Source organism: Bradyrhizobium sp. LM2.9 (assembly GCF_054056555.1).
Genome location: NZ_JBSRYJ010000002.1, coordinates 1,656,563 through 1,680,535, shown reverse-complemented (window position 1 = coordinate 1,680,535; position 23,973 = coordinate 1,656,563). Strand labels below are relative to the sequence as shown.

At 64.3% G+C, this 23,973-nt stretch carries 22 protein-coding genes and 4 pseudogenes; 15 read left to right on the top strand and 11 right to left on the bottom strand.

Annotation, left to right across the window (positions count from 1 at the left end; translation table 11 throughout):
* Window positions 1-82: 82 nt before the first annotated feature.
* The 6 genes from ACVWW3_RS09370 to ACVWW3_RS09345 all read left to right on the top strand — a co-directional run bounded on the left by ACVWW3_RS09370 (window position 83) and on the right by ACVWW3_RS09345 (window position 5,310).
* Entirely contained in the window at window positions 83-730 is a 648-nt protein-coding gene (locus tag ACVWW3_RS09370; protein ID WP_247346687.1) for a TetR/AcrR family transcriptional regulator, read from the top strand.
* A gap of 84 nt (window positions 731-814) precedes the next feature.
* The gene (locus ACVWW3_RS09365) at window positions 815-1,585 is read left to right on the top strand and encodes an ABC transporter permease (RefSeq protein WP_456650236.1); all 771 of its coding nucleotides are present in this window, start codon (window positions 815-817) and stop codon (window positions 1,583-1,585) included.
* 47 nt (window positions 1,586-1,632) lie between these two features.
* Window positions 1,633-2,670, top strand: coding sequence for an NAD-dependent epimerase/dehydratase family protein (locus ACVWW3_RS09360; protein ID WP_456650237.1), 1,038 nt, complete (start codon window positions 1,633-1,635; stop codon window positions 2,668-2,670).
* Entirely contained in the window at window positions 2,657-3,478 is an 822-nt protein-coding gene (locus ACVWW3_RS09355) for a GNAT family N-acetyltransferase (RefSeq protein ID WP_456650238.1), read from the top strand. Before ACVWW3_RS09360 ends, ACVWW3_RS09355 begins: the two co-directional genes overlap by 14 nt.
* A 6-nt stretch (window positions 3,479-3,484) precedes the next feature.
* Complete coding sequence (locus tag ACVWW3_RS09350; protein WP_456650239.1) at window positions 3,485-4,540, top strand: dihydrodipicolinate synthase family protein; 1,056 nt, start codon at window positions 3,485-3,487, stop codon at window positions 4,538-4,540.
* Window positions 4,528-5,310, top strand: a complete 783-nt coding sequence (locus ACVWW3_RS09345) for an ABC transporter ATP-binding protein (protein ID WP_247346660.1) — start codon at window positions 4,528-4,530, stop codon at window positions 5,308-5,310. The genes ACVWW3_RS09350 and ACVWW3_RS09345 overlap by 13 nt, the downstream gene beginning before the upstream one ends.
* 21 nt (window positions 5,311-5,331) lie before the next feature.
* On the opposite strand, the gene ACVWW3_RS09340 is transcribed toward ACVWW3_RS09345, so the two are convergent.
* The 3 genes from ACVWW3_RS09340 to ACVWW3_RS09330 all read right to left on the bottom strand — a co-directional run bounded on the left by ACVWW3_RS09340 (window position 5,332) and on the right by ACVWW3_RS09330 (window position 7,844).
* Complete coding sequence (locus ACVWW3_RS09340) at window positions 5,332-6,423, bottom strand: TRAP transporter substrate-binding protein (RefSeq protein ID WP_456650240.1); 1,092 nt, start codon at window positions 6,421-6,423, stop codon at window positions 5,332-5,334.
* Window positions 6,424-6,568: 145 nt separating this feature from the next.
* Window positions 6,569-6,826, bottom strand: coding sequence for a hypothetical protein (locus tag ACVWW3_RS09335; protein WP_247346656.1), 258 nt, complete (start codon window positions 6,824-6,826; stop codon window positions 6,569-6,571).
* 64 nt (window positions 6,827-6,890) lie between these two features.
* Complete coding sequence (locus ACVWW3_RS09330) at window positions 6,891-7,844, bottom strand: DUF2778 domain-containing protein (protein WP_456652037.1); 954 nt, start codon at window positions 7,842-7,844, stop codon at window positions 6,891-6,893.
* 191 nt (window positions 7,845-8,035) lie between these two features.
* Between ACVWW3_RS09330 and ACVWW3_RS09325 the strand changes: the two genes are divergently transcribed.
* Both ACVWW3_RS09325 and ACVWW3_RS09320 read left to right on the top strand, forming a co-directional pair.
* Window positions 8,036-8,476 (top strand): DUF1810 domain-containing protein, encoded by a 441-nt coding sequence (locus tag ACVWW3_RS09325; RefSeq protein WP_456650241.1) that lies wholly within the window; start codon window positions 8,036-8,038, stop codon window positions 8,474-8,476.
* Between the two features lie 90 nt (window positions 8,477-8,566).
* A pseudogene (locus ACVWW3_RS09320) lies at window positions 8,567-10,649 on the top strand (methyl-accepting chemotaxis protein).
* A gap of 6 nt (window positions 10,650-10,655) precedes the next feature.
* Here ACVWW3_RS09320 and ACVWW3_RS09315 read toward each other — a convergent pair.
* Window positions 10,656-11,246, bottom strand: coding sequence for an NADPH-dependent FMN reductase (locus ACVWW3_RS09315; protein ID WP_456650243.1), 591 nt, complete (start codon window positions 11,244-11,246; stop codon window positions 10,656-10,658).
* A gap of 45 nt (window positions 11,247-11,291) precedes the next feature.
* On the bottom strand, window positions 11,292-12,239 hold the full coding sequence (locus tag ACVWW3_RS09310) for a helix-turn-helix domain-containing protein (protein WP_456650244.1): 948 nt from the start codon (window positions 12,237-12,239) through the stop codon (window positions 11,292-11,294).
* Window positions 12,240-12,542: 303 nt separating this feature from the next.
* Between ACVWW3_RS09310 and ACVWW3_RS09305 the strand changes: the two are divergent.
* From ACVWW3_RS09305 to ACVWW3_RS09295, 3 genes and pseudogenes are all read left to right on the top strand, one after another.
* A pseudogene (locus tag ACVWW3_RS09305) lies at window positions 12,543-13,651 on the top strand (DUF2336 domain-containing protein).
* A complete protein-coding gene (locus ACVWW3_RS09300) occupies window positions 13,648-13,968 on the top strand; it encodes a PilZ domain-containing protein (RefSeq protein WP_247346643.1) in 321 nt (106 codons plus the stop codon). Before ACVWW3_RS09305 ends, ACVWW3_RS09300 begins: the two are co-directional and overlap by 4 nt.
* A 50-nt stretch (window positions 13,969-14,018) precedes the next feature.
* Window positions 14,019-15,143: pseudogene (locus tag ACVWW3_RS09295) on the top strand (HD-GYP domain-containing protein).
* A gap of 65 nt (window positions 15,144-15,208) precedes the next feature.
* On the opposite strand, the gene ACVWW3_RS09290 reads toward ACVWW3_RS09295, so the two are convergent.
* Together ACVWW3_RS09290 and ACVWW3_RS09285 are read right to left on the bottom strand one after the other, a co-directional pair.
* The gene (locus ACVWW3_RS09290; protein WP_247346629.1) at window positions 15,209-15,412 is read right to left on the bottom strand and encodes a hypothetical protein; all 204 of its coding nucleotides are present in this window, start codon (window positions 15,410-15,412) and stop codon (window positions 15,209-15,211) included.
* Between the two features lie 144 nt (window positions 15,413-15,556).
* A pseudogene (locus tag ACVWW3_RS09285) lies at window positions 15,557-16,175 on the bottom strand (nitroreductase).
* Between ACVWW3_RS09285 and ACVWW3_RS09280 the strand changes: the two are divergent.
* Window positions 16,084-16,344: a hypothetical protein gene (locus tag ACVWW3_RS09280; protein WP_456672456.1), complete on the top strand. Its 261-nt coding sequence runs from the start codon at window positions 16,084-16,086 to the stop codon at window positions 16,342-16,344. The pseudogene ACVWW3_RS09285 and the gene ACVWW3_RS09280 overlap by 92 nt on opposite strands.
* Before the next feature lie 7 nt (window positions 16,345-16,351).
* A complete protein-coding gene (locus ACVWW3_RS09275) occupies window positions 16,352-17,314 on the top strand; it encodes an alpha/beta hydrolase (RefSeq protein WP_456650248.1) in 963 nt (320 codons plus the stop codon).
* A 5-nt stretch (window positions 17,315-17,319) separates the two neighbouring features.
* Here ACVWW3_RS09275 and ACVWW3_RS09270 read toward each other — a convergent pair whose 3' ends face one another.
* Entirely contained in the window at window positions 17,320-17,787 is a 468-nt protein-coding gene (locus tag ACVWW3_RS09270) for a cupin domain-containing protein (RefSeq protein ID WP_247440468.1), read from the bottom strand.
* A 188-nt stretch (window positions 17,788-17,975) separates the two neighbouring features.
* On the opposite strand from ACVWW3_RS09270, the gene ACVWW3_RS09265 reads away from it, so the two are divergent.
* Window positions 17,976-18,224: a hypothetical protein gene (locus ACVWW3_RS09265; protein WP_247440466.1), complete on the top strand. Its 249-nt coding sequence runs from the start codon at window positions 17,976-17,978 to the stop codon at window positions 18,222-18,224.
* Window positions 18,225-18,523: 299 nt separating this feature from the next.
* The gene (locus ACVWW3_RS09260) at window positions 18,524-19,576 is read left to right on the top strand and encodes a type II asparaginase (protein WP_354125691.1); all 1,053 of its coding nucleotides are present in this window, start codon (window positions 18,524-18,526) and stop codon (window positions 19,574-19,576) included.
* 16 nt (window positions 19,577-19,592) lie between these two features.
* Here ACVWW3_RS09260 and ACVWW3_RS09255 read toward each other — a convergent pair whose 3' ends face one another.
* The 3 genes from ACVWW3_RS09255 to ACVWW3_RS09245 form a co-directional block, all read right to left on the bottom strand.
* Window positions 19,593-20,468: an MBL fold metallo-hydrolase gene (locus tag ACVWW3_RS09255; protein ID WP_456650249.1), complete on the bottom strand. Its 876-nt coding sequence runs from the start codon at window positions 20,466-20,468 to the stop codon at window positions 19,593-19,595.
* 71 nt (window positions 20,469-20,539) lie between these two features.
* On the bottom strand, window positions 20,540-22,162 hold the full coding sequence (locus ACVWW3_RS09250; RefSeq protein WP_247440463.1) for an ABC-F family ATP-binding cassette domain-containing protein: 1,623 nt from the start codon (window positions 22,160-22,162) through the stop codon (window positions 20,540-20,542).
* 135 nt (window positions 22,163-22,297) lie between these two features.
* Window positions 22,298-23,899, bottom strand: coding sequence for a multicopper oxidase family protein (locus ACVWW3_RS09245; protein WP_456650250.1), 1,602 nt, complete (start codon window positions 23,897-23,899; stop codon window positions 22,298-22,300).
* Window positions 23,900-23,973: the final 74 nt, after the last annotated feature.

Below are 23,973 nucleotides of genomic sequence, written 5' to 3'. Positions count from 1 at the left end.
CGCGACCCGGCTTGTCGCTCTCCCCCCGTGAGGATACCAATGCAACAAGGCCGCCCTCCACTTGTCAACTGTTTGGTTGGAAATGCCCGCAAAACGTTCAGGCGACACCGTGCCGCAGCGGCGCGACCCCGTCGCCACACGCAAGAAGCTGCTCACCGCGGCGCGCGAGGAGTTCGCCCGGCACGGCTTTGCCGGCGCCCGCGTCGACGAGATCGCCGAGCGCGCCGGCGTCAACAAGCAGCTCGTCTACCATTACTTCGGCGACAAGGATTCGCTCTATCTTGCTGTGCTCGAATGGGTTTACGCCGATATCCGCGAGCAGGAGCGCCAGCTCAATCTCGAGGGCCTGCCGCCGGAAAAGGCGATCCGGAAACTGATCGAGGCCTCGTTCGATTACCTTGCGGCAAACCCCGATTTCATCGTGCTTCTGAACGACGAGAACCGCGGCGGCGCCCGTCATGTCCGCGGCTCGACACGGCTGGAGGCGATGCATTCGCCGCTGGTGAAGAGCGTGTCCCACATCCTTCACGAGGGCGTCCGCGCCGGAATGTTCCGCAAGGGGATCGACCCGATCCAGCTCTATATCTCCATTGCGGGCCTCGGCTATTTCTATCTCTCGAATACGCCGACGCTGTCGGCGATCTTCGGCAAGGACCTGTCGAGCCGGGCCGCGCGCCGCGCCCGCCGCCGGCACGTCGCCGATCTCGTGCTGCATTCGCTCCGGCCGTAATCAACCAACTGGTTGAAACTTCCCTCAAGGCCGGTTAGGCTTGCGACCAGCGGCAAGGCGGCCGCTGGCAACAGGGAGCAACCGGTGGCAGGAGACGGCGCCCGCAATACGCGCAGCTTTGCGATCGTCCTGATCGTGCACCTCGCCGTGCTCGTGCTCTGGCAGGTCATGGTCGATGCCTTCCACGTGCCGAAGTTCATCCTGCCCTCCCCGCTGGCTACAATCCAGACAATGGGCACCGCTAGCTACGCCTGGGGCGCCAATACGCTGGTGACGGCGATCGAGATCCTCGGCGGCTTTGCGCTCGGCGCATTCGTCGGCGTCGCGCTGGCCGTCATCTTCAGTTGGGCGCCGCTGCTCAGCCTCGTGCTGCTGCCGCTGTTCGTGACGCTGAACATGATCCCGAAAGTGGCGCTCGGCCCGCTCCTCATCGTCTGGTTCTCCTACGGCATCGTGCCGAACATCCTGATCGCCTTCAGCATCTGCTTCTTTCCGATCCTGCTCACCACCGCGCGGGGCTTGCGCGAGGTCGAACCTGATCTGCTCGATCTCGTCAAATCGCTGCGCGGCTCGCGCTGGACGTTGTTCCGCAAGATCCAGCTGCCGGGATCGCTGCCCTACATATTCTCCGGCATGAAGGTCGGGGCCATCCTCGCGGTCGCCGGCGCCATCGTCGGCGAGTTCATCGCCTCCGAGCGCGGGCTCGGCTACCTCATGATCCAGGTGCAGTCGTCGCTCGACACGCCCGCGATGGTGATGGCCGTCGTGCTGCTGACGCTGCTCGGCGTCGCTCTCTATGGCTTGGTTCTCGTCCTCGAACGCATGTTCGTGGTCGGCGACGCAAGACAAACCTGAAAACACAAACCTGAGAACGGCAGACTTAAAGACCAAGGACCAGATCCATGCTCCTCACCCGCCAGAACCTGCCGAAGACCATCCCCGATATCGCCGCGCTCGACGATCTTCTGTGCCGCCCAACGCAGGCATTGATCGACGACCTCGCCAAGGTCAAGGGCGACATCATGGTCCTCGGCGTGGCCGGCAAGATGGGACCGACCTTGGCGGGGCTCGCAAAAGCCGCGGTGCCCGATCGCCGTGTCATCGGCGTCGCCCGCTTCAGCGACGCAAGCGTCAAGGACTGGCTTCACGCGCGCGGCGTCGAGACGATCAATTGCGATTTGATGGACGAGACCGCAATTCAGCCGCTGCCGAAGGCGCCCAACATCGTCTTCATGGCCGGCCGCAAATTCGGCGCGGAGGGTGATCTGTCGCTGACCTGGGCGATGAATGCGCACGTGCCGGCGCTGGTCGCCCAGGCCTTCCCGTCGTCGCGGATCGTGGCGTTCTCGACCGGCTGCATCTATCCCTTCGTTCCCGTGGACGGCAAAGGCGCGACCGAGGACATGCCACCGAACCCGCCCGGCGAATACGCCCAGTCCTGCGTCGGCCGCGAACGCATGTTCGAATATTTTTCGCGCAAATTCGGAACGCCCGGACAGCTGTTCCGCCTCAATTATGCGATCGACATGCGCTATGGCGTACTACACGACATCGCCGTGAAAGTGCTCACGGGCACGCCAATCGACGTCAGCATCAGTCATGTCAATTTCATCTGGCAGGGCGATGCCTCGTCGCAGGCGCTGCGTTGCCTCTCGCATTGCACGGCGCCGACCTCGCCGATCAATGTCAGCGGCCACGAGATTTTGGCGGTGCGCGATCTCGCGCAAAAATTCGGCTCAAGGTTCGGCCGTGCCCCGGTGCTGACAGGCAAGGAAGAGCAAACGGCGTGGCTGACCGACACGTCCAAGGCGGTCGAGCTGTTCGGCCTGCCCGTCGTCGACACCGAGCAGTTGATCACCTGGACGGCGGACTGGGTGTCCCGCGCCATGCCGAGCCTCGGCAAGCCCACCAAATACGAGGTGCGCGATGGACGCTACTGACGGCCTGCCCGTCATCAAACTCGGCGTCAAAGACGCCGCCGCGGGCCTGCTCCTCTCGACGGAAGCACACTGGAACCAGACCGAGGAGGACTGGCGCATCTTCCTGCACGAAGGCATCGTATTCGGCATCCGCGACGGCGCGCGACTGGTCGCTACGGCGGCTTTACTCCCCTACCCCGGCAACAACGCCTGGATCAGTATGGTGCTGGTGTCGGCAACGCACCGCCGCCGTGGCCTCGCAACGCGCCTGGTCGATGCCTGCATGAAGACGGCGCGCGAAAATGGCCTGACGAGCTGGCTCGATGCGACGCCCGATGGCGTCGCCGTCTATGGACCGCTCGGGTTCACGCCGACGCTGCAATTGCGCCGCCTGAAGCTGGTGAAATCAGGTCACGCGGCCGCGCAGGCACCTTCATCCGCGACGCTGGACGCGCTTCGTGCCCGGGACCTGCGGGCTACCGGTTTTGATCGCACCGCCCTGCTCTCTGCCTTTGCGCGGCGCCCCGGCTCACGTATCGTCGCTGCGAACGGCGCCATCGCGCTGGTTCGCGACGGACGCATCGCGCGCCATATCGGCCCGTTGTTTGCCGACGACGCCGCAGCCGCGCTTACCTTGGTCGATGCGATCGCGCAATCGGAGAGCGGACCGCTGCTGCTCGACGCCGTCGCGGCACAAGCCGCATTCCCTGAAGGATTGACCGCATCGGGCTGGACCATCGAGCGGCCGTTCCAGCGCATGCGGTTCGGCCCCGCCACTGCCGCGGGGGAAGACATGCCATTCGCCGTCGCCGGCCCTGAATTCGGATAGGACATCATGCACCACAGCCAGATCAACAGCGAGATCCGCAGGCTGATCGCCGACGGCACCGTGCTGCCGGCGCATCCGCTCGCGCTCACCGCCGAACGCCAGCTCGACCAAAAGCATCAGCGCGCGCTGACGCGCTATTACATCGACGCCGGCTCCGGCGGCCTTGCGGTCGGCGTGCACACCACGCAGTTCGCGATTCGCGATGTCGGCCTCTACCGTCCCGTGCTCGAGCTCGCCGCCGAGACTGCGGCGAACTGGACCAAACGTCCGCTGGCGCTGGTCGCGGGCCTCGCCGGCCCGACCCGGCAGGCGGTCACAGAAGCCCGCACCGCGCGCGACATCGGCTATCACGCAGGGCTCCTCAGTCTCGCCGCGATGAAGAGCGCCTCCGAGGACGAGATCATCGCGCATTGCACGGCGGTCGCGGCCGAAATTCCGCTGGTGGGCTTCTATCTCCAGCCGGCGGTCGGCGGCGTGATCCTGTCGAGCCGGTTCTGGCAGCGCTTTGCCTCGATCGACAATGTCATTGCGATCAAGATCGCGCCGTTCAACCGCTATCGGACACTCGACGTGCTGCGCGGCGTCGCCGCGGCCGGCGCGCTCGACCGCGTCGCGATCTACACCGGCAATGACGATCACATCCTGCTCGACCTGATGCTGCCGTTCGACCTGCGCGACAACGGCGTCACCACGCGGACCTACTTCAAGGGCGGCCTGCTCGGCCATTGGTCGGTGTGGACGGCGAGCGCGATCAAGCAATTCGAGCGCTGCAAGGCGGCACGGCACAAGGACAGCGTCCCGGCCGATTTGCTCGCGCTCGATGCCCGCGTCACCGATTGCAACAGCGCCTTCTTCGACGTCGCCAATAATTTTCACGGCTGCATCGCCGGCTGCCACGAGGTGTTGCGGCGACAGGGCCTGATGCAGGGCTTGTGGTGCCTCGATCCGAACGAGGGTCTCAGCCCCGGCCAGAAAGACGAGATCGATCGCGTGTACTGCGAGCACGCCGACCTCAGCGACGACGCGTTCGTGGGCGCCAACCTGGACAAATGGCTGGCATGACCGAAGAGCCCTTCATCAGCCTGCGCGGTGTCCGGAAGATTTACCGCAGCCGCGGCGCCGAATTCCTGGCGGTCTCCGACGTCACCATGGACGTGCAGGAAGGTGAGCTCGTCTCGCTGGTCGGCCCGTCCGGTTGCGGCAAGACCACGGTGATGAAGATTCTGGCCGGGCTACACGGCGCCGACGGCGGCACGGTGAAGATCGGCAATGCCAAAAGCCGGTTCGATCCGACCCGCGACGTCGGCATGGTGTTTCAGCAGGCACTGCTGCTGAAATGGCGGACGATCCTGGACAACGTGCTGCTGCCGGCGGAAATCGTGGGCCTGCCGATCAAGGCCGCGCGCGGGCGGGCGCGCGATCTGCTCAATCTGGTCGGGCTCGCGGGCTACGAGGAGAAATATCCGCGAGAGCTATCCGGCGGCATGCAGCAGCGCACCGCAATCGCGCGCGCCTTCATTCACGACCCAAAACTGATCCTGATGGACGAGCCGTTCGGCGCGCTGGACGCGTTGACGCGCGAGCAGATGAATCTGGAGATGCTGCGGATCTGGCGCGAGAGCGGCAAGACCATCGTCTTCGTCACGCACTCGATCCAGGAAGCGGTGTTCCTGTCCTCGCACTGCGCCGTGCTGACCGCTGGCCCGGCAAAGATGGCCGATTATTTCCCGATCGACCTGCCCTTCCCGCGCGACCTTCCGCTCAAGACGACCGACGCGTTCGGCGCCTATGCAAGGCGGGTCTATGAGAAGCTGGGCCTCGGCGCGGCGTGAGCACCGCGCCCCCTCCTGCGATCAGGTCTTGTTGCGCATCTTGCCGAGCAGATAATTGTCGTAATAGTTTTCCGCGATCTGCGTGTAGAACAGCAGCTCCTTCATATACGCGTCGTGGCTCTCCTTGGTGCGCTTGAACAGGTCGCTCTTGGCGGCGAGCTCGTTCAGATGCTCCTGGGTCGCGGTGTAGCAGGCCTCCATCACCGGCTGCGGAAACGCCTTCAGCTCCGCGCCATTGGCGATCAGCCGCTTCAGCGCCGCCGGATTCACGCTGTCGTATTTCTCGAGCATCCAGGCGCCCGCAGCTGACGCCGCCTGGTTGACGATCGCCTGATACTGCTTCGGCAGCGAAGCCCACTTCTCGTCGTTGACGATCATGTGCAGCATGGCGCCCCCTTCCCACCAGCCGGGGAAGTAGTAGTATTTCGCGACCTTCTGGAAACCGAGCTTTTCGTCGTCATAGGGACCGACGAATTCGACCGCGTCGATCGTGCCCTTCTCCAGCGCCGGATAGATGTCGCCGCCCGCGATCTGCTGCGGGACCACGCCGAGCCGCGCCAGCACGTGGCCGCCCATGCCGGCGATACGGAATTTGAGACCCTTGAGATCGTCGACGGTCTTGATCTCCTTGCGGAACCAGCCGCCCATCTGCGTGCCGGAATTGCCGCAGAGGATGGCGTGGGCCTTGAACGGTTTCAGCGCCTCGTTGGTGAGCTCGGCGCCGCCGCCGAACGCCCACCAGGATTCCTGGTGGCGATGGTTCATGCCGAACGGCGCGCCGGTCGCATAAGCCAGCGCCGGCTCCTTGCCGATGTAGAAATAGAGCGGGGTCTGCGCCATCTCGACGGACGCAGTGCTGACGGCGTCGAGCGCCTGCAGGCCGGGCACGATCTCGCCGGCCGCAAAGGTCTGGATCTGGAATTTGTTGTCGGTGGCTTCGGCGACGTATTTCGCAAAGGTCTGCGCCGTGCCGTAGATAGTGTCGAGCGACTTCGGGAAGCTCGAGGTCAGGCGCCATTTGATCTCGGGCGCGCTTTGCGCAATTGCAGGTGCGGCAACCAGCGTCGTCGCACCGGCGACGGCGCCGCCCTTGAGGAATGTACGGCGTTTCATGATGGGTCTCTCCCTGAAGTATGTTTGAATGTATCGGCCTGGAGCAACGACCTTCGCGGCCCTTGCCTGTTCCTATAGCGGAGTTCAAGTTGTGAGCGGTAGCCCGGATGGAGCGTAACGCAATCCAGGCTACGCAGTGTTGCTCTCAGAGCAGCTTCGCGCTCACGAACAGCGCGCGCACGGCGTTGGTCGCCTGCACCACGAGCATGGCGTTGTCGGCGGCGCCTTCGAGCGCCGCGACCGCGTCTTCATGCAGCGAGCGAAATTCCATCCACTCGACCGATTTGAAGTTGGTGAGGAATTGATAGGCCTGGCCGACGGTCGCAATCGCCAGCGTGTCGCCGTTCAGCTTGATCTTGAACGTCGTGCGCAGCGGGGTCTCGGAATTTTGGGGATCACTCATGGGCTGCTTCTGGACGATGACGGCTTAATGAAGGGAAAACGGCAGCCCCGCCGTTGCAGGCCAATCAGGAGTCGGTGCTCGCGCGCTGCGAGGCGGTCGCCGATCCGCTCAGGCGCGGCACCACGATCAGGCGGTTGAACTCGCCGTTGTCGTAGGCCTTCATGAATCGATCATAGTCCTTGATCGAAACGCAGCCGTTGGAGTCGCCCCGCGGCCCGAGCATGAAATTGTGGGTGAGAAGACCGACGCGGCCGAGCGCGCTGGTGCCCTCCGCGGGGGTCAAGCGCAGCGCGCGGACGCCGTGGAACAGCTTCTCGCGCGGCTTCAGGTCATAGGTCGCGGGCGGGGTCGCGCCGACCATGCGCTGGTCGACATGCTGAGGGTCGTCCATCAGCGCGCCCATGCCCGAATGCGCTTCCAGCGCGATGCCGCTCGGCAGGTAGAGCGCCTTGGCCGAGATGTCATAGACCGCGGTCCGCGAATCGTAGCCGAGGGCGGCGAGATCCGGCGCCTTGCCGAACAGGCCGCTGTCCGGCGTCAGCGAGGCCAGCTTGATCTTGTCGGTGAATTTTTCGAAGAAGTTGCGGTTGTCGATCCTGGGATTGGCATCCGCAAAGGCCTGACTGGAGGCGATCTGGGCGGAGAAGTCCGCCTGGGCCGGGCGCGAGCGCGGCATCGGGACGCCACCATCGGCCCGCTGCGAAGGCCTTGTCTCGTCGACCACGTGCCTGTCGTCATCGGTCAGGGTCGCGCGCCAATCGTCGCCCTGAAGTTTCTGGGCGAGCATCGCCTTTGCGTCGCGCAATTTGAGCTGGACCGCATTCAAGGCGGAGAGCTCCAGCGTCCGCAGGCCGAGTTCGCGGGTGGGCGGACTGCCAGATGTGGAAGCGAAACGATCATCGAACGAAGGGGCATTGGCCGGCGGCAGTGCGGCGGTGGCCAGCGAGGCCGAATCGCCGATATCCGCGACCCAGGCGGCAGCGCCCAGCGCCAGCGCGACGGCGGCCAAAGATAGCAGTATCGTCTCGGCTCGCCCAATACGGCGGCGCGACAATAGCCCCTCGGCTTGTGCGCGGTCGGAAACCATCAGATCCCCAAAATCGACCCCCGGGGGGACCCACCCCCACCCGGAGATTCTATACCAGCTACCACATTGGGAGCCAAAAGTTAGGCATAATCGCGGCCGCCAAGGCTCCCCCAGGGTATCCAATGACCGATCCTTTCGATCTAACGCGCTTCGTCCGGGCCCAGGACCCGGTTTTTCGCGACGTCCAGGAGGAGCTGACCCGGGGCCGAAAGCAGAGCCACTGGATATGGTTCGTCTTCCCGCAGGTCGCCGGCCTCGGCTTCAGCGCCATGTCGCAGCGCTACGCCATCGCCTCCCGCGCCGAGGCCAAGGCCTACCTCGCCCACCCCGTCCTCGGTCCGCGTCTGATCGAATGCACGAGGCTCGTGCTCGCCATCGAGGGGCGGACCATCAACGCCATCTTCGGTGCGCCCGACGACGCCAAATTCCGCTCGTCGATGACGCTGTTCGGCGCGGTGTCCGACGAACCTGTTTTCGATCAGGCGCTCGCCCGTTATTTTTCGGGCGAGCGCGACGGCGCCACGCTGGAGATCCTCGCCGCCCTTGACCGAAAGGCCAGGTGACCGCGGCCACGAGCGTAAACCCGGGATTAACATCGCCTGCCTATTGTTCGTGCAAAATAATTCCCCCCGCGCCAATTGCCGGACAGAATCATGAAAATCGGTACGCTCCTGACCACCGCCATCGTCTCGCTCTCGACCGTGGGCGGCGGCCTCGCCGTCTACGTCGCCGTGACGAAGTACCAGACAATCGAGCGGATCACCGAAGCCCAGGGCCGGCTCGCGATCGTCCGCGCCGTTAGCGACATCCCGCGCTATCTCAATCCCGAACGCGGCTTCTCCACCAACATCCTCTACGGCCCTGCCACGGTCGACCCGGCGCAACTCGCTGAGCAAGGCAAGCTGCGCAAGCAGACCGACGGCGCCCGCGACAGGATGAACGCGCTGCGCAAGGAGCTGCCCGGCCCGTTCGACGACGGCACCGCCCTCGGCGGCAATATCGACGGCATCAACGCGAAGTTCACCGCCCTGCGCGAGGCCATCGACAAGGCGATCGCCGGGCCGGCGGAGGCGCGCAAGGACGCCGCCAAGAAGATCGTCGCCGACAACGCCGTGCTCAACGGCAGCGTGACCGCACTGCTCAACGAGCAGGTGCGCCGCATGGCGATCCTCAATGGCGATGCCTACCGCCAGTCCAACAACGCCAACATCGCCATGACGCTGCGCGACATCGGCGGTCTCAATGCCAGCGTTCACAAGAACCTCGTCGGCGGCAAGAAGGTCGCCACCGATGCCGAGAAGGCCGAATTTGCCCGCATGCAGGGCCGCAGCGACCAGATCGTGATGTCGCTGATGGAATTGCGTGGCAATCCCGCGACCCCGGCCAATGTCGGCGGCGCGCTCGAAACCATGAATTCGCGCTACGTCGAGGAGTTCGGCCGCGAGCTCAAGCTCGTCAAGGACGGCGCCGTCAGCGGCAAATACGAGCACGACGTCGAGACCTATTACGCGGCGTCACAAAAGGGGCTCGGCTCCATCATCGGCGTTCGCGATGCCTTTTACGACAACGCGGAGCAGATCCTCGCCGGTGCGTCTTCAGCCGCGCGCACCAGCTTCACGGTCGCTCTCATCGGCCTTCTCGCCGTGCTGATCGCCAGCGCCGGCCTTATCGTCATGGTCCGCCGCCGCGTCTGCGCCCCGATCGTCAACCTGACGACACGGATGTCGCGGCTTGCCGACGGCGATGTTGCGGAAGATATCCCCGGCGCGGAGCGCTCCGATGAAATCGGCGCGATGGCAGCCGCCGTTCAAGTGTTCAAGGACAACATGATCCGGGCCGACCGGCTCGCGGCGGAGAAGCAGACCGAGAACGACGGCAAGATGCGCCGCGCACAGGCGCTCGACGGGCTCACTCGTGCGTTCGAAACCAAGGTCACCGAGCTTGTCGGCGGCCTGTCCCGCGCTTCATCCACCATGGAGAGCACGGCGCAGTCGATGACCACGACGGCGGCCCAGACCAACAGCCAGGCCGCGGTCGTCGCCGCCGCCTCCGAGCAGACCTCGACCAACGTGCAGACCGTCGCCAGCGCCACCGAAGAGCTGACCTCCTCGATCGCGGAGATCGGCCGTCAGGTCGCACAAAGCACCGAGATCGCGGCCCGCGCCGTCGACAACGCCCGCCGCACCGGCGACACCGCGCGCTCGCTGGCCGAGGGCGCGCAGAAGATCGGCGACGTCGTCACGCTGATCCAGAGCATCGCCGAGCAGACCAATCTGCTGGCGCTGAACGCCACCATCGAGGCCGCACGCGCCGGCGACGCCGGCCGCGGCTTTGCGGTGGTTGCGTCCGAGGTGAAGTCTCTGGCGGGCCAGACCGCCAAGGCCACCACCGAAATCTCCGAGCAGATTTCGGCGATCCAGGCCGCGAGCGACGAGACCGTGACCGCGATCCGCAACGTCGCCGACGTGATCGGCGAGATCGACCAGATCGGCACCGCGATTGCCGCCGCGATCGAGCAACAGGGCTCGGCGACCAAGGAGATTTCACGCAGCGTCCAGGAGGCCGCGCGCGGCACCCAGGAGGTCAACACCAACATATCAGGCGTGCAGCGCGCCGCCGACGACACCGCGCACGGCCGCGAGGGAGGTGCTGGGCGCGGCCGAGCAGCTGTCGACGCAGTCACGCGATCTCGCCGGACAGTTCGACCGCTTCCTCGGCGAGGTCAGGGCCGCGTAAGGCCGTTCAATACGGCGGCGCCTTGCGCGCCCGCTGCGCCTTGGCGGCCTCGATCCACCATGCGAGATCGTCGGCGAAGCGCGGGAACGAGCGTTCCAGCGCCTTGCCGCCCTCGCCGATCGGTTCGCCCGCCTCCGACAGCGTCTGCGCGATCGGGCCGACGCCGATGGTGCTCGATACCACCACCATGCCCATTTCCGAGAGCGTGCCATGCCATGCGGTCGAGGCGCGCGCACCCGACAGCCGGCCAGCGGAATAGCTGACGATCGCGGCCGGACGCCAGAACCACTCTTCGAGGAAATGGTCCGTGAGGTTCTTCAACCCCGGCTGGATTCCCCAATTGTATTCGCCGGTGACGAAGACAAAACCGTCTGCGCCACGGATCTCTCCGGCCAGCTTCTCCAGCGCCTCGGGTGCTGCGCCCTTGGGATATTCCTTGTACATGCGATCGAGCATCGGCAGGCCGATCGCCTTGGCGTCGATCAACACGACGTCGTCGCCGCGGCCGCGCAGGCGATCGATGACGAAATTCGCAAGGCGGATGCCCATGCGGTCGGAACGGTAGGAACCGTACAGGACGAGGATGCGATTAGTCATGGCCGCAGTCTAGCACGAAGGCACAGCTCCAATCCATTTATCCCGCTATCGGCCTCGGCCGCGCTCCAGCGTCAGCGATGGCGTCTCGCCGAACTGATCGCGATAGCTTCTGGAGAAGTCGCTGAGATGCCAGAAGCCGAACGCCAGGGCCACGGCCTTGACGCTGTCGGCGCCAACGAGCAGCCGCTGGCGCACCAGCCACAGCCGGCGCAGGCGCAAATAGCGATGCAGGCTCATGCCGCGATAACGGCGGACGACGTCGTGCATGGTGCGCACGGGCAGGTTAAGCTTGCGCGCGATCTCCTCGCTGTAGATCGGCTGCGAGAGGTCGTCGGACAGAAGCGCGCGAATGTTCCGAAAGATCTTGAAATTCCGCTCGTCGTTGGGACGCAGGGTCCATCGTGCGGGGACAACGCTGTCGAACGCGTCATCGACGGCTCCAAGCAGCGATTCCTTCATGGCTGCGCCCTTCAACGGCACCGCCGCTGCACCGACGGGTTCCGACGCGGCAGCCAGCACCTCCCGAACCACGCTGCGCAGTCGGTTCAGGCCCACGACGGGCGTTTCAAAAATCTTGAAGCTCGAGGCTGCGTGCGGCCAGCCGCGATCCATCACCTCCGGCCTGAACACCACCGAGGCAATTTGCCGCTGCACCTCCTCGATGGTGGTGTAAGCGGCGCCGCCGCTGCCGATGACGATAACCGGCCGGGCGCGCTGCGAGCCATTGAAGCGGATGGGCACGTTGAGGTCGTCCATCGTGAACCCGATCGCCGTGCAGTTCTCGACCAGCTGTGCGTCCACGATGCGGGGAAACGCGCGCGTCAAATTCACGTCGCAGCCAGGCAGCGACAGAATCGTCTGCTCGGCCGAAATCCTCCGTACGAAGGGCGTGAACTCGAAATTCAGGCCGCGTATGGCATTCCGAAATTCATCGACGTCGGAAAAACGAAATATCTTTGGCGCCAACCTGGGCGCGTCATCAACATTGTTCATGGCAATACGAAACGTCGCGTCGCAACAGACGCGCGCCCGGCGACGATGCCGGTTCGAGTTTCCCCCTTTCGGCGTCCCGTTGGACCGAGAGAATCATCTTAATCCGTCTCGATCAGTTGGCGAGGGTCCCGTTGAAAGGACAAGTCGCCGGATCAAGCCTCGCCGAATTTCGATATCGTTTCCGGCAGTATCGGCGGTGCACCAATACCCGGGCGCTCAAGGTCTAAATTTCAAATTAACGCCTGTGGGGCACAATGGAGGTCATTGGTTAGTCGAAGTTCATTTTGAATACAGGCCCCTGCCATGATGGCAAATTCGCCTGCTGATGTTCTGGTTGAACTGGAAGATGCGGTCGCAACGTGTCCGCCGGACCGCTGCGCACGGATCCTTTCCGGTATTGTGCAGTTGCTCACTGGCAGCGGCGACCGATCTCAGGAATTGCTCTGCGGTGTGGTCGACAGCGTTCTGCTGCGTTTGACGGAGCGGGTCGATGCCATTGCTCTGATTCAGCTCAGTGCCGCACTTGCCGAACTCAAGGCGGCTCCGCCGGAGACGTTGCGGCGCCTCGCCTCGCACGCCGATGCGGACGTGGCGTGTCCCGTCCTGCTCAGATCTCAGGCACTCGCCGCAGCCGACCTCGTGGTGGTCGCGGCCTCCAGTGGCGAGCGGCATCTACGCGCGATCGCCGCCCGCAACGCGATCGAGCCGGCCGTGACCGAGGCGCTGATCAGGCGCGGCAGCTCAATCTGCCTTGCCCTGATCAAGAACCCGGGGGTCGAATTTTCCGACGCGGCTTATGACACACGCTGGTCGCGAAAGCCGAGCAGGACGGCGAGATCATGAAGGCGCTGGCGCTGCGGCCCGGCACGCCTGATCTGGTCGTGCGAAGGCTGCTCTCGGCCTCACCCGGCCCGACGAAGCCAGCCAAGCTCGACGCATCGGCAGTTTCGCCCGCGCAGGTTCCAGCACCGGCTCCACTCAAGCCCGTCTGTCCGGCCGACTATGCGGGCGCACGGCCGGAGATCGTCGCCCTTAACCGCGTCGGCAAGCTCAATGATTCCACGGTGAACCGCTTCGCGATCCGCGGCGAGACCGCCAACCTGTTCACGGCGCTGTCGGTGCTGTCGGCGGCCCCGATCGAGATTGTCGAGCACGTCATGACCGATGACGACTGCGAGGGGCTGGTCATGGCCTGTCGGGCGTCACGGCTGAACTGGGCAACCACACTTGCGATCCTCACCAATCGCAGCGGCACACGGCTGTCCTTTGCCGAGCGCGAACGTGCGCAACACATGTTCGAGACACTTCTTCTGTCGACCAGCCAATGGACCGTGCGCTGGGGAGAAATCGCAGCAGGCGCCGGTACAAGCGATCGGGGAAATCGCGGCGCGAAAATGGGGATTAACCGATGAAGTTCGATGGTCGCAAGGCGCTTCGCGTGCGGATGGATCACAAGCAGGGCGTCAAGCTGATGGGCTCGGACGGCACCTGGCGACGCAGCTGCATCCTGCTCGACGTGTCTCAGAGCGGCGCGAAGATCGAGGTTGAAGGCACGCTCGACGTGCTCCAGGCCAAGGAGTTCTTCCTGCTGCTGTCCTCGACCGGTCTCGCCTTCCGGCGCTGCGAACTGGTGTGGATCGACGGCACCACGGCCGGCGTTCACTTCATCACCGCAGATAGCAAGAAGAAACCGGCAGCAGCCGCGCAGACTGCCGCTCAGAGGAAATAGGCCCAAGGATTCATCAGCCCCATCCAGCTCCAGCATAATTCAGGTCAACCGTGCAGAACGCGCGAACCATATCCCGCCCGGTCAAAAGCGACGGCGGCATCCGAGTGGAGGAAGCGGCACGCGCGTTCGTGCATGTGCTGGCTGATTCCTCCGACAAATTGTCGAGCGTCTGTTCGATTCTCGCGCAACAGTTTGCCGTCGCAGGCGAACGGCTCGACGCGGAAGCCAAGCTGTCCCAGGTGCCGTTCGCGATCGTCATCCGTGCGGAATTGCGTGACGTTCACACCGTTGCGGCCATCAAGAAACGAGCCGCAAAGCTCGCGAAGGCGACGAAGCGCATCTTCCTGGTCGAGCACTCCTCTCACATGAGTATCTCGCAGGCCTACGCGCTCGGGGCCACGCTCGTCCTTCCCGGGACGATCGACAAGATCAAGCTGCTGGCAGCGCTGGCTGATCCCGCCGAAGAGGCGTCTGCTTCCTCAGGTCACGCGCCGCAGCCGGACAATGCAGTCGAAACCGCGGCGACCGCCATCGCTTCGATGTTCACGGCCGTCACGCTCGGCGAGCCCCTTGAACGTCGACGGCACGAAAGAAGCCGGCCGCCAGATCGCCGATCGCATCACCCAGCATGGCCTGTCCGAGTGGCTCACCACGGTGCGGCGCCACCACGAGGGAACCTACCAGCATTGCCTGCTCGTGACCGGCGTGGCGATCGACTTCGGGCTGAGTCTCGGCGTGGGCCGGGCCGATCTCGAGCGGCTGTATTCGGCCGCCATGTTCCACGACATCGGCAAGGCGCAGATCCCGCTCGCGATCCTGGACAAGCCCGGCCGCCTCGATGCGGACGAGCGCACCATGATCGAGACGCATCCGGCGGCGGGCTACGACTTCCTGAAGGATCACGAGAAAATATCTCCGGAGACCCTCGACGCCGTGCGCCACCATCACGAATTTCTCGACGGCAGCGGCTATCCGGATGCGCTCGGGGCCGAGAGCATCGGCGACGTCGTGCGGATTCTCACGATCTCGGACATTTTCGCGGCCCTGATCGAGTATCGGCATTACAAGCCGACCCCCTGCCCCGCGGCGAGGCCTATGACATTCTCTGCGGGATGAGCGGAAAGCTGGAGAAGGCACTGCTGACCGCGTTCAGGCAGGTCGCTCTCACGAGGTGAGCGCAGCAACCCGTCTCGACCCAAGTCTAGTGCCCAAGTCTAGTGCGCAAGTCTAGTGCCCAAATCTAGTGCGCGGCGCGATGTCTGGCGCGGCGCGGGATGGACCGGCAGGCCAGCCCTTCGGCCAGCAGCTTCATGTCCTCGTGCCGCCCGCTGCGGATCAGCCGGCCGAGTTCGTCGGGTGTGAAAGGAAGAGTTGGATCATCATCGATCGGGCGCCGCACCCGCGGGCCGAAGAACCGCCGAACCAGGCTAGCCAGCCGCCGCATGTCAATTCCCTCGCGCCAGCAACAAACCTCTCAGTCCGCATATTGTTCCTCCTGCATGATCGAGATTGCAAGAGGCCGCTTGGCTCTACGCCCAAAAAAATCGTCGAGAGAATAATCTCCTCTACGTGCACTACTCGACGTGCACTACTCGGCGAATCCGACATAGCGAACGAAATCGTCATTGCCCTCGCGGTCCGAGCGCACCGCGTTCGCGGCAAAGTTGTCGTCGGGATAGCCCATCGCGACGCAGGTCATGATCACCTGGTCCTCCGGAATGTTTGCGACTTCGCGCACGATGTCGGAGCGCATGATGCCCTGCCCGTTGATCACCGAACCGAGACCGCGGTCCCAGGCCGCGAGCACGATGCCGTAGCAGAGCGCGCCCAGATCGAAATGGCAGACTGCGCCGGGATCCAGCACGCGGTCATACGTCAGCACCAGCGAGACCGGCGCGTCGAACTGGCGGAAGCCGCGCAGCACCCAGTCCTGCCGCATCGGCTTGTCGTCGCGCGCGATCCCCATCGCGCCGAACAATTGCTTGGCGATGTCGACCTGCCGTGTCCGGTGAACGCCCTGGTACTCGCCGTGGCTGACGATGTCGCGCTTGACCTTGGCGCCGCCGACCATTTCTTCCCATGTTGCGCTGGCGCAGCTGTTCCAGCGGGCTGCCTGTGAGCACGTGGACGTGCCAGGGCTGTGTGTTCATCGACGACGGCGCACGCTTGGCGCTGTCGATGATCGCCTCGATCACCGCGCGCGGCACCGGCTCGTTCCTGAAGCCACGCACGCTGCGGCGCGACTGGACCAGCGTTTCGAATTCCACCTCAAGACCTCCCTGCCCGTTCATCCCCTGGCATCGCAACATGCGAGCGGTTGCCGATGCGGCGCGCAATATCTATGCTAACCCGCAAGCAAGACCAAGAACCCCGTGAGGATCCCATGGCCGCACCGCTCGATCCCGTCATCGCCCAGATCATTCCGCTGCTGCCGATGCGCGATCACACGACGATGACGCCACAGAGCGCCCGCGATTCCTTGCGTGCACTGGCTGCCTCGCGCGCGGCCATAGCGCCGCTGCCGGTCGACCTCGTCGCGGATATCAAGGTGAAAGGCGACGCCGGCCCGCTCGATGCACGGGTCTACCGGGTCGGCACCAATCCCGCGCCGACCGTGGTGTTCTTCCATGGTGGCGGCTGGGTCGCGGGCGACCTCGAGACCCATGACCGGCAGGCGCGCAACCTTGCGATCGAGACCGGCGCCGTCGTTATCTCCGTCGACTACCGGCGGCCGCCGGAGACGCGCTTTCCCGGCGCCTTCGAGGACGCCTTCGCCGCGGTCAGCGACATCTTCAACCGCGTCGCGGAATTTGGCGGCGATGCAAAACGCCTCGGCGTTGCCGGCGACAGCGCCGGCGGCAATCTCGCCGCCACCACCGCGATCGCCTGCCGCGACGCCGGCATCAAGCTCGCCGCGCAACTCCTGGTCTATCCCGTGACCGACGTCGTTGGCAGCTATGCGGACCCGCGCGAGAACGCGCCCTTTCCCTCGCGCGCCGAGAATGCCGAAGGCTACTTCCTCTCGCGCGCCGTCATGGAGTGGTTTTGCGGCCATTATCTCGCCGATCCGGCTCACGCGACCGACTGGCGCGTTTCACCGCTGCGCGCCACATCGCTCGCCGGCGTCGCGCCCGCGATCGTCACCACAGCCTGGTACGATCCCCTGCGCGACGAGGGCGCGGCCTATGCACGGGCGCTGGAGGCGGCCGGTGTGCGGGTGAAGCATCATGAGGGCGCCGGCCTGATCCACGGCTATTTCGGCCTCGGCGACGCCTCCGAGGTGGCGCGCGCCGAAGCGCAACGTGCACGCGCGGACTTCAAGGCGCTGCTCGCGCGGGGCGTATGAGACCGCTAGGCGCGCCGCGCCGGTTGCGCGTCGGTGCGCCCCCACGTTTCGTCCCAATCCTGCCCGGCGGCATCGACGACGCGGCCGTCGGATTCGAAGAACTTGTTCGGCACCTGGAAGATCGCCAGGATCAAGGCACCCTCCGGGCACCAGGCGGCATGCCGGCTGCCCGCCTCGCGCCAGATGAATTCGCCGGCCTTGCAGGCGATCCCCTTGGCCGGCCCCTCCTTGTCGACGAGAGCGCCCTCGATGACGTAACTCTGCTCGACGCCGACATGCTCGTGATCGGGCAGCACCGATCCCGGCGCAAAGCGCATCAGGGCGGTCATCAGACCGCTGCTGCGATCGAACAGCAGCGTCTTGGCCTCGCAGCCCGGAAAGCGCGTCTTCTGCCATTCCATCTCTTGAGGCCGGACCAGATGCGAATGCTGATCAGCGGCGGCCTCCGGCACTTTCGGAATCACGGCGTCCATCACGATGCTCCTCCAGCTAAACTCGGCCGAAGCTAGCAGGGTTGCCCGGCCAGGTCAGCGCGCAGCGCAACACGCCGCAATCCTCCCCCGCGGGTGATCAAAATGGCGCCACAGGCGCCGATCCTGCTTGATTGCGCCACGATTCCCGGTTCCAATCCGCGTGCCATTTCTGGTTTAGGGAGACAACCATGATGAAGCGGATTTTCCTGGCTGCGATCGTTGCGACCTTTGCAGCGGGTTCGGCCTTCGCGGAAGACACCTGCGAGAGCAAAGCGGTCGGCAAGGACGGCAAGGCCTTGGCCGGCGCTGCCAAGACCTCGTTCATGAAGAAGTGCAAGGCCGACGCCTGCGCGCCCAAGGCGATGAGCGCCGATGGCAAGCCGCTCGCCGGCGCCGCCAAGAACAGCTTCATGAAGAAGTGCGAAGTCGGCGCGTAATCGCGCTGCGAATTTGCTGTTGCTTTAGCGTGCAATCGCCAAACGAACTGCGTCATGGCCGGGCTTGTCCCGGCCATTCGCGTGTGTGTTTCCGAATAACAGAGGCGAAGAACTTTTGCCGCCTCCCGCGCGCGCCGACCGCCCAAACCAAATCATCCGAAACCATCGCCACCCTAGACAGAAGGCCTGGGCTGACGGATCATGCAGTGCTGAGCGAAATGGGGCGCATCGAAATGGCTTTCTAGAAAAGGGAGGTCGAGATGTGGCAACTTCGAGTGCGTGGTCAGATAATGGCGACAATGAGCTTGCTGTTCGCGCTGCTCATCAGTTTTGACGTCGCGAACGCAAGGGGCTCCGGTCTGCCCAACGTCATGGTTCTGGCAACCGGCGGCACGATCGCCGGCACGGGGGCGAGCAGCACCACCGTGGTCGGTTACACCGCAGCCACGGTGGGCATAGAGACCCTCCTGAACGCCGTCCCCGAACTGAAAACCGTGGCTAACGTCAAGGGCGAGCAGGTTTTCCAGATCGCCAGCGAGAACATGAACAATGACTACTGGCTGAAGCTTGCAAAGCGCGTCAACTCGCTCCTCGCGCAGGACGACGTCGATGGGATTGTGATCACGCACGGGACTGATACGATCGAGGAAACCAGCTATTTTTTGAACCTGGTTGTCAAGAGCAGGAAACCTGTCGTCATCGCGGGCGCGATGCGGCCATCGACAGCGATCAGCGCGGATGGGCCGATCAACCTCTTTAATGCGGTGATCCTCGCAGGCAGTGACGAGGCGGTCGGCAAGGGCGTGCTCGTTGCTCTCAACGATCAGATCAACGCGGCGCGCGAGGTGACCAAGAGCAACACCTCGACGGCAGACACCTTCCGCACACCCGAACTCGGCTTTCTCGGCTATATGCAGGGCAACAAGCCGTACTTCTATCGTCAATCGACGCGCCGGCACACGGCGGACTCCGAATTTGACGTTTCTAACCTCGATGTCCTGCCGCAAGTCGACATTGTCTACGGCTACGCCAACATGAACCGGCTCGCGATCGACGCTTTTGTCGCTGCCGGGGCGAAGGGGATCGTGCATGCTGGCGTCGGTGATGGCAGCCTTGCCCGGCCCGCGGTCGAGCCAGCTCTCGATGACGCCCACAAGAAGGGGGTCGCGATCGTTCGCAGCAGCCGTGTCGGGAACGGCATCGTCGCGCGCAATGGGGAAGCCAAGGACGACGAACACGACTTCATCGTCTCGGATACGCTTAATCCTCAGAAGGCGCGTATTTTGCTGATGCTGGCGCTGACCAAGACGACCGACAGCAAGGAGATCCAGCGGATGTTCTACACTTATTAGATCATCCGCTGTCGCCCTACTCCCGCTTGAAGCGATAATCGAACGCTCCACCGAGCGGCTTGATCAGCCCCACCGTCGGCGTCGGGAAATGCACCGGCAGGATCAGCGTGTCGGTATCGGCAACGGAGGCGAAAAACTTCCGCCGTGACACCGCTGATTGCCTGGCATCCCAATCCGGCTTCGCCGACCAGTCCGGCTCGCGGCACTGAATCTGGTGATGCATGAGATCGCCGGCGACCACCGCCCGCTGGCCCTTTGAGAAAATGTTCACGCAGCAATGACAGGGCGAATGCCCCGGCGTCGGCGTCAGCGTGACGGTGTCGTCTAACGCGTAATCATCATCGACCAATAGCGCCTGCCCGGCTTCGACGATCGGCAGGCAATTGTCGCGAAACACGGTGCCGGGCGGATTGCTGCCCTTGGCATGCTCCGCCTCCCATGCCGCATACTCACCCTTGTGGAAGACGTATTTCGCATTCGGAAACGTCGGCACCCAGCGCCCGTCGCGCAAGCTCGTATTCCAGCCGGTGTGGTCGATGTGAAGATGCGTGCAGAAGACGTAGTCGATCTGCTCGAAGCCGATGCCAAGCGCGAACAATTCGTTGCGCCAGCGCTCCTTGCCGGGAAAATCGAACGGCGGCGGATGACCCTTGTCCTCGCCGGTGCAGGTGTCGACCAGGATGGTGTAGCGTGGCGTGCGCACCACAAAGGTCTGATAGGTGATCACCATCATGCCGCGCGCGGCGTCGAACACCTCAGGCTCCATCGTCGGCAGATGGCGCTTGAACACGCCCTCGTCATAGGCCGGGAAAAAATCCTGCGGCCGCCGCCACGGCCCTTCCCGTTCGATCACCGCATCGATGGTGATGTCGCCGATCCGGAGTTGCTTCATGGTTGTTTCGCTCCCCTTTTTGGAAGGAGCGTAGCGGGCGGCAGCAACGCGTCAAGGCGCGTAGCGGAATGCTAGCTCCGCAGCCCCGGCGCTTCCTGCCCCGTGCGCGCGACGTATTCGGTGTAGCCGCCGCCAAACTGGTGGATGCCCTCCGGTGTCAGCTCCAGCACGCGGTTCGACAGAACGCTGAGAAAATGCCGGTCATGCGAGACGAACAGCATGGTGCCCTCGAAATCCGACAGCGCCGTGATCAGCATTTCCTTGGTGGCGAGATCGAGATGGTTGGTCGGCTCGTCCAGCACCAGAAAATTCGGCGGATCGAACAGCATCTTGGCCATCACCAGACGTGCCTTCTCGCCGCCTGACAACACGCGGCAGCGCTTCTCGACGTCGTCGCCGGAGAAGCCGAAACAGCCGGCGAGCGCGCGCAATGATCCCTGCCCCGCGGTCGGAAACTGTTCCTCCAGCGACTGGAACACGGTGTGCTCGCCGTCGAGCAGGTCCATGGCGTGCTGGGCAAAATAGCCCATCTTGACGCTGCCGCCCACCGCCACGGTGCCCTTATCGGGCTCGCTCGCGCCGGCGATCAACTTGAGCAGCGTCGACTTGCCGGCGCCGTTGACGCCCATCACGCACCAGCGCTCGCGGCGGCGGATCATGAAATCGAGGCCGTCATAGATGCGCTTGCTGCCATAGCCCTTGTAGACGTTCTTCAACGCCACGACGTCCTCGCCCGAGCGCGGCGCGGGCAGAAAATCGAACGCCACGGTCTGGCGGCGGCGCGGCGGCTCGACCCGCTCGATCTTGTCGAGCTTCTTCACCCGGCTCTGCACCTGAGCGGCATGAGACGCGCGCGCCTTGAAGCGCTCGATGAACTTGATCTCCTTGGCGAGCATCGCCTGCTGGCGTTCGAACTGCGCCTGCTGCTGCTTCTCGTTCAGCGCCCGCTGCTGCTCGTAGAACTCGTAATCGCCGGCGTAGGTCGTCAGCGAGCCGCTATCGATCTCGACCACTTTCGAAATCACGCGGTTGATGAACTCGCGGTCATGCGAGGTCATCAACAGCGTGCCTTCGTAATCGTGCAGGAATTTTTCCAGCCAGATCAGGCTTTCGAGATCGAGATGATTGCTCGGCTCGTCGAGCAGCATGACATCGGGACGCATCAAGAGAATGCGGGCGAGCGCCACGCGCATCTTCCAGCCGCCGGAGAGCTTGCCGACGTCGCCGTCCATCATCTCCTGGCTGAAGCCGAGGCCGGACAGCGCCTCGCGCGCGCGGCCGTCGAGCGCGTAGCCGTCGAGCTCCTCGAACGCGTGCTGCACCTCGCCGTAACGCGCGATGATCTCGTCCATCTGGTCGGCTTTGTCGGGATCGGCCATCGCCGTCTCGAGCTCGCGCAGCTCGGCGGCCACCGCACTCACCGGTCCTGCCCCGTCCATGACCTCGGCCACGGCGCTGCGACCGGCCATCTCGCCGACGTCCTGGTTGAAATAGCCGATGGTGATGCCGCGATCGGTCGAGACCTGCCCCTCGTCGGGCAGTTCCTCGCCGGCGATCATCCGGAATAGCGTGGTCTTGCCGGCGCCGTTCGGGCCGACAAGGCCGATCTTCTCGCCCTTATTGAGGGCGGCAGAAGCTTCGATGAACAGGATCTGGTGGCCGGCTTGCTTGCTGACGTTGTCGAGGCGGATCATGGGGTCTTTTTGGGGGATTGTTGCGTTGCAGCGTCATAGGCCATGCCGGCCGCCAGGGGAAGCCCGGCCGGGCCCGGATTCCGCCTTCGCCGGCCCCCAAACTCGCGCAATTCGACAAAGAATCAGGGGTTGGGCTTAGGGCTTGTAGACCTCCACGGTCTGCATCATGCCCATCTCCTCATGGTTCATCATGTGGCAGTGGAGCATATAGACACCGGTGAAATCGATGAAGCGCGAGCGGAACACGACCTCGCCGCCCTTGCGCTCCACGATCACGGAATCCCGCCATTCCGGCACGGCCAGCGCCTTGCCGTTGACCGACACCACCTGGAACGGATTGGTATGGATGTGAAAGACGTGGTCGTCATGCTCATGCGTGTTGACGATGGTCCACTCCTCGACCGCGCCCAACTTGACCCGCTGATCGATGCGGCCGGGATCGAACTTTTTGCCGTCGACGAAGAACTCGAACTCCTGCCAATGGCCGGCCGCATCGGCCTCAGGCGCGGTTGCCGACAAAGTCACCTTGCGACGGTTGGTAATCTCGGAATCCTTGATCGTGGCGAGCGGCGCCGGCGGCAGGGCGCGCGGCAGCTTCATGTCCATCGGCGCGCCAGCCACGACGACCCGCGCCAGCGGCCCGACCGGCGAAGGATGCCCCTGGTCGTAGGGCGCGGCGTTGAAGGCGTAGGTGCCGGGGCCGCCTGCCTTCACCAGAATGTCCGCGCGCTGGCCGGGCGCGATCAGGACCTGCTTGAGCGACTGCATGGCGCCGAGCTGGATGCCGTCATAGGCGATCGCATGCAGATCGTGCTTTTCCAGGTCGAGCAGCATGTCGTCCTGATAGGCGGCGTTGAGGATGCGCCAGCGCTGCACCTCACCCGGACGCATCTCGATCGCCGGCCGCCGTTGTCCGTTGATCGCCAGAAAGCGCGTCGCGGTCTCCGGAAACAGCGTCTCGAAATTTTCGACCATGCCCTTGGCGTCGTAGACCACCTGGGTCAGCACCAGCAGCCGCTCGCGCGCGGCCGTGATCTCCGGCACACCGGCGAAATCGCCCTCGATGACGACGGCGCCCACCATGCCGCTGGACATCTGGATATCGGCGCTGCCGTGGTGATGCGGGTGATACCAATAGGTGCCGCTGGTGTGGTCGGCCGGCAGCGAGATCTCGATGTTGTAGCTGTGACCCGGCGCCATCGAGCGCATGACATTGTCCGCAATCCCGCTCGGACTCGCATGCGCGCCGTGGAAATGGAAATTGGTGTTGTTGAACTGGTGCGGATGGCTGATGTCCGCGGGCAACCCATCGCGGTTCGGCGGCAGGTCGTTGATCATCTTGATCCGCAGCGTCTCGCCGGGCTTCATCCGCAAGGTCGGACCGGGACTGCCGCCGTCGTACGACCTGACATAGAGCTTGACGCCGCCGATCTGGCGATAGGCGTAGCCGACGCGCAATGTGGTGCTGAGCACGCCATTGGCGGATCTGCGCACCTCGGGCTCGACCAGCGGCTGGTCCATGGCCGGAGCCGGCGTTTCCGGCACCATGCCCATGGTCGGCGACATGTCTGCGGCGTGCGAGGCGCCCGCATGGTCGTGCATGGCATGCTGGGCCTTCGCTGCCCCCGCGACCAGGGACAAGGCGCCTGCCTTGAGACCGTAATCGAGCAATTGGCGCCGCGAGAAGTTCGTCGTTTCCGCCCTGACGCGCGAGACGTCGTTCGAATCGTGCTGCATTTGCGCTTCGCCCCCGTTGCCAATCCGTCTTCAGTTTGATTCGATCCTAAAGCAAGCGCGAAACGACAATTCCA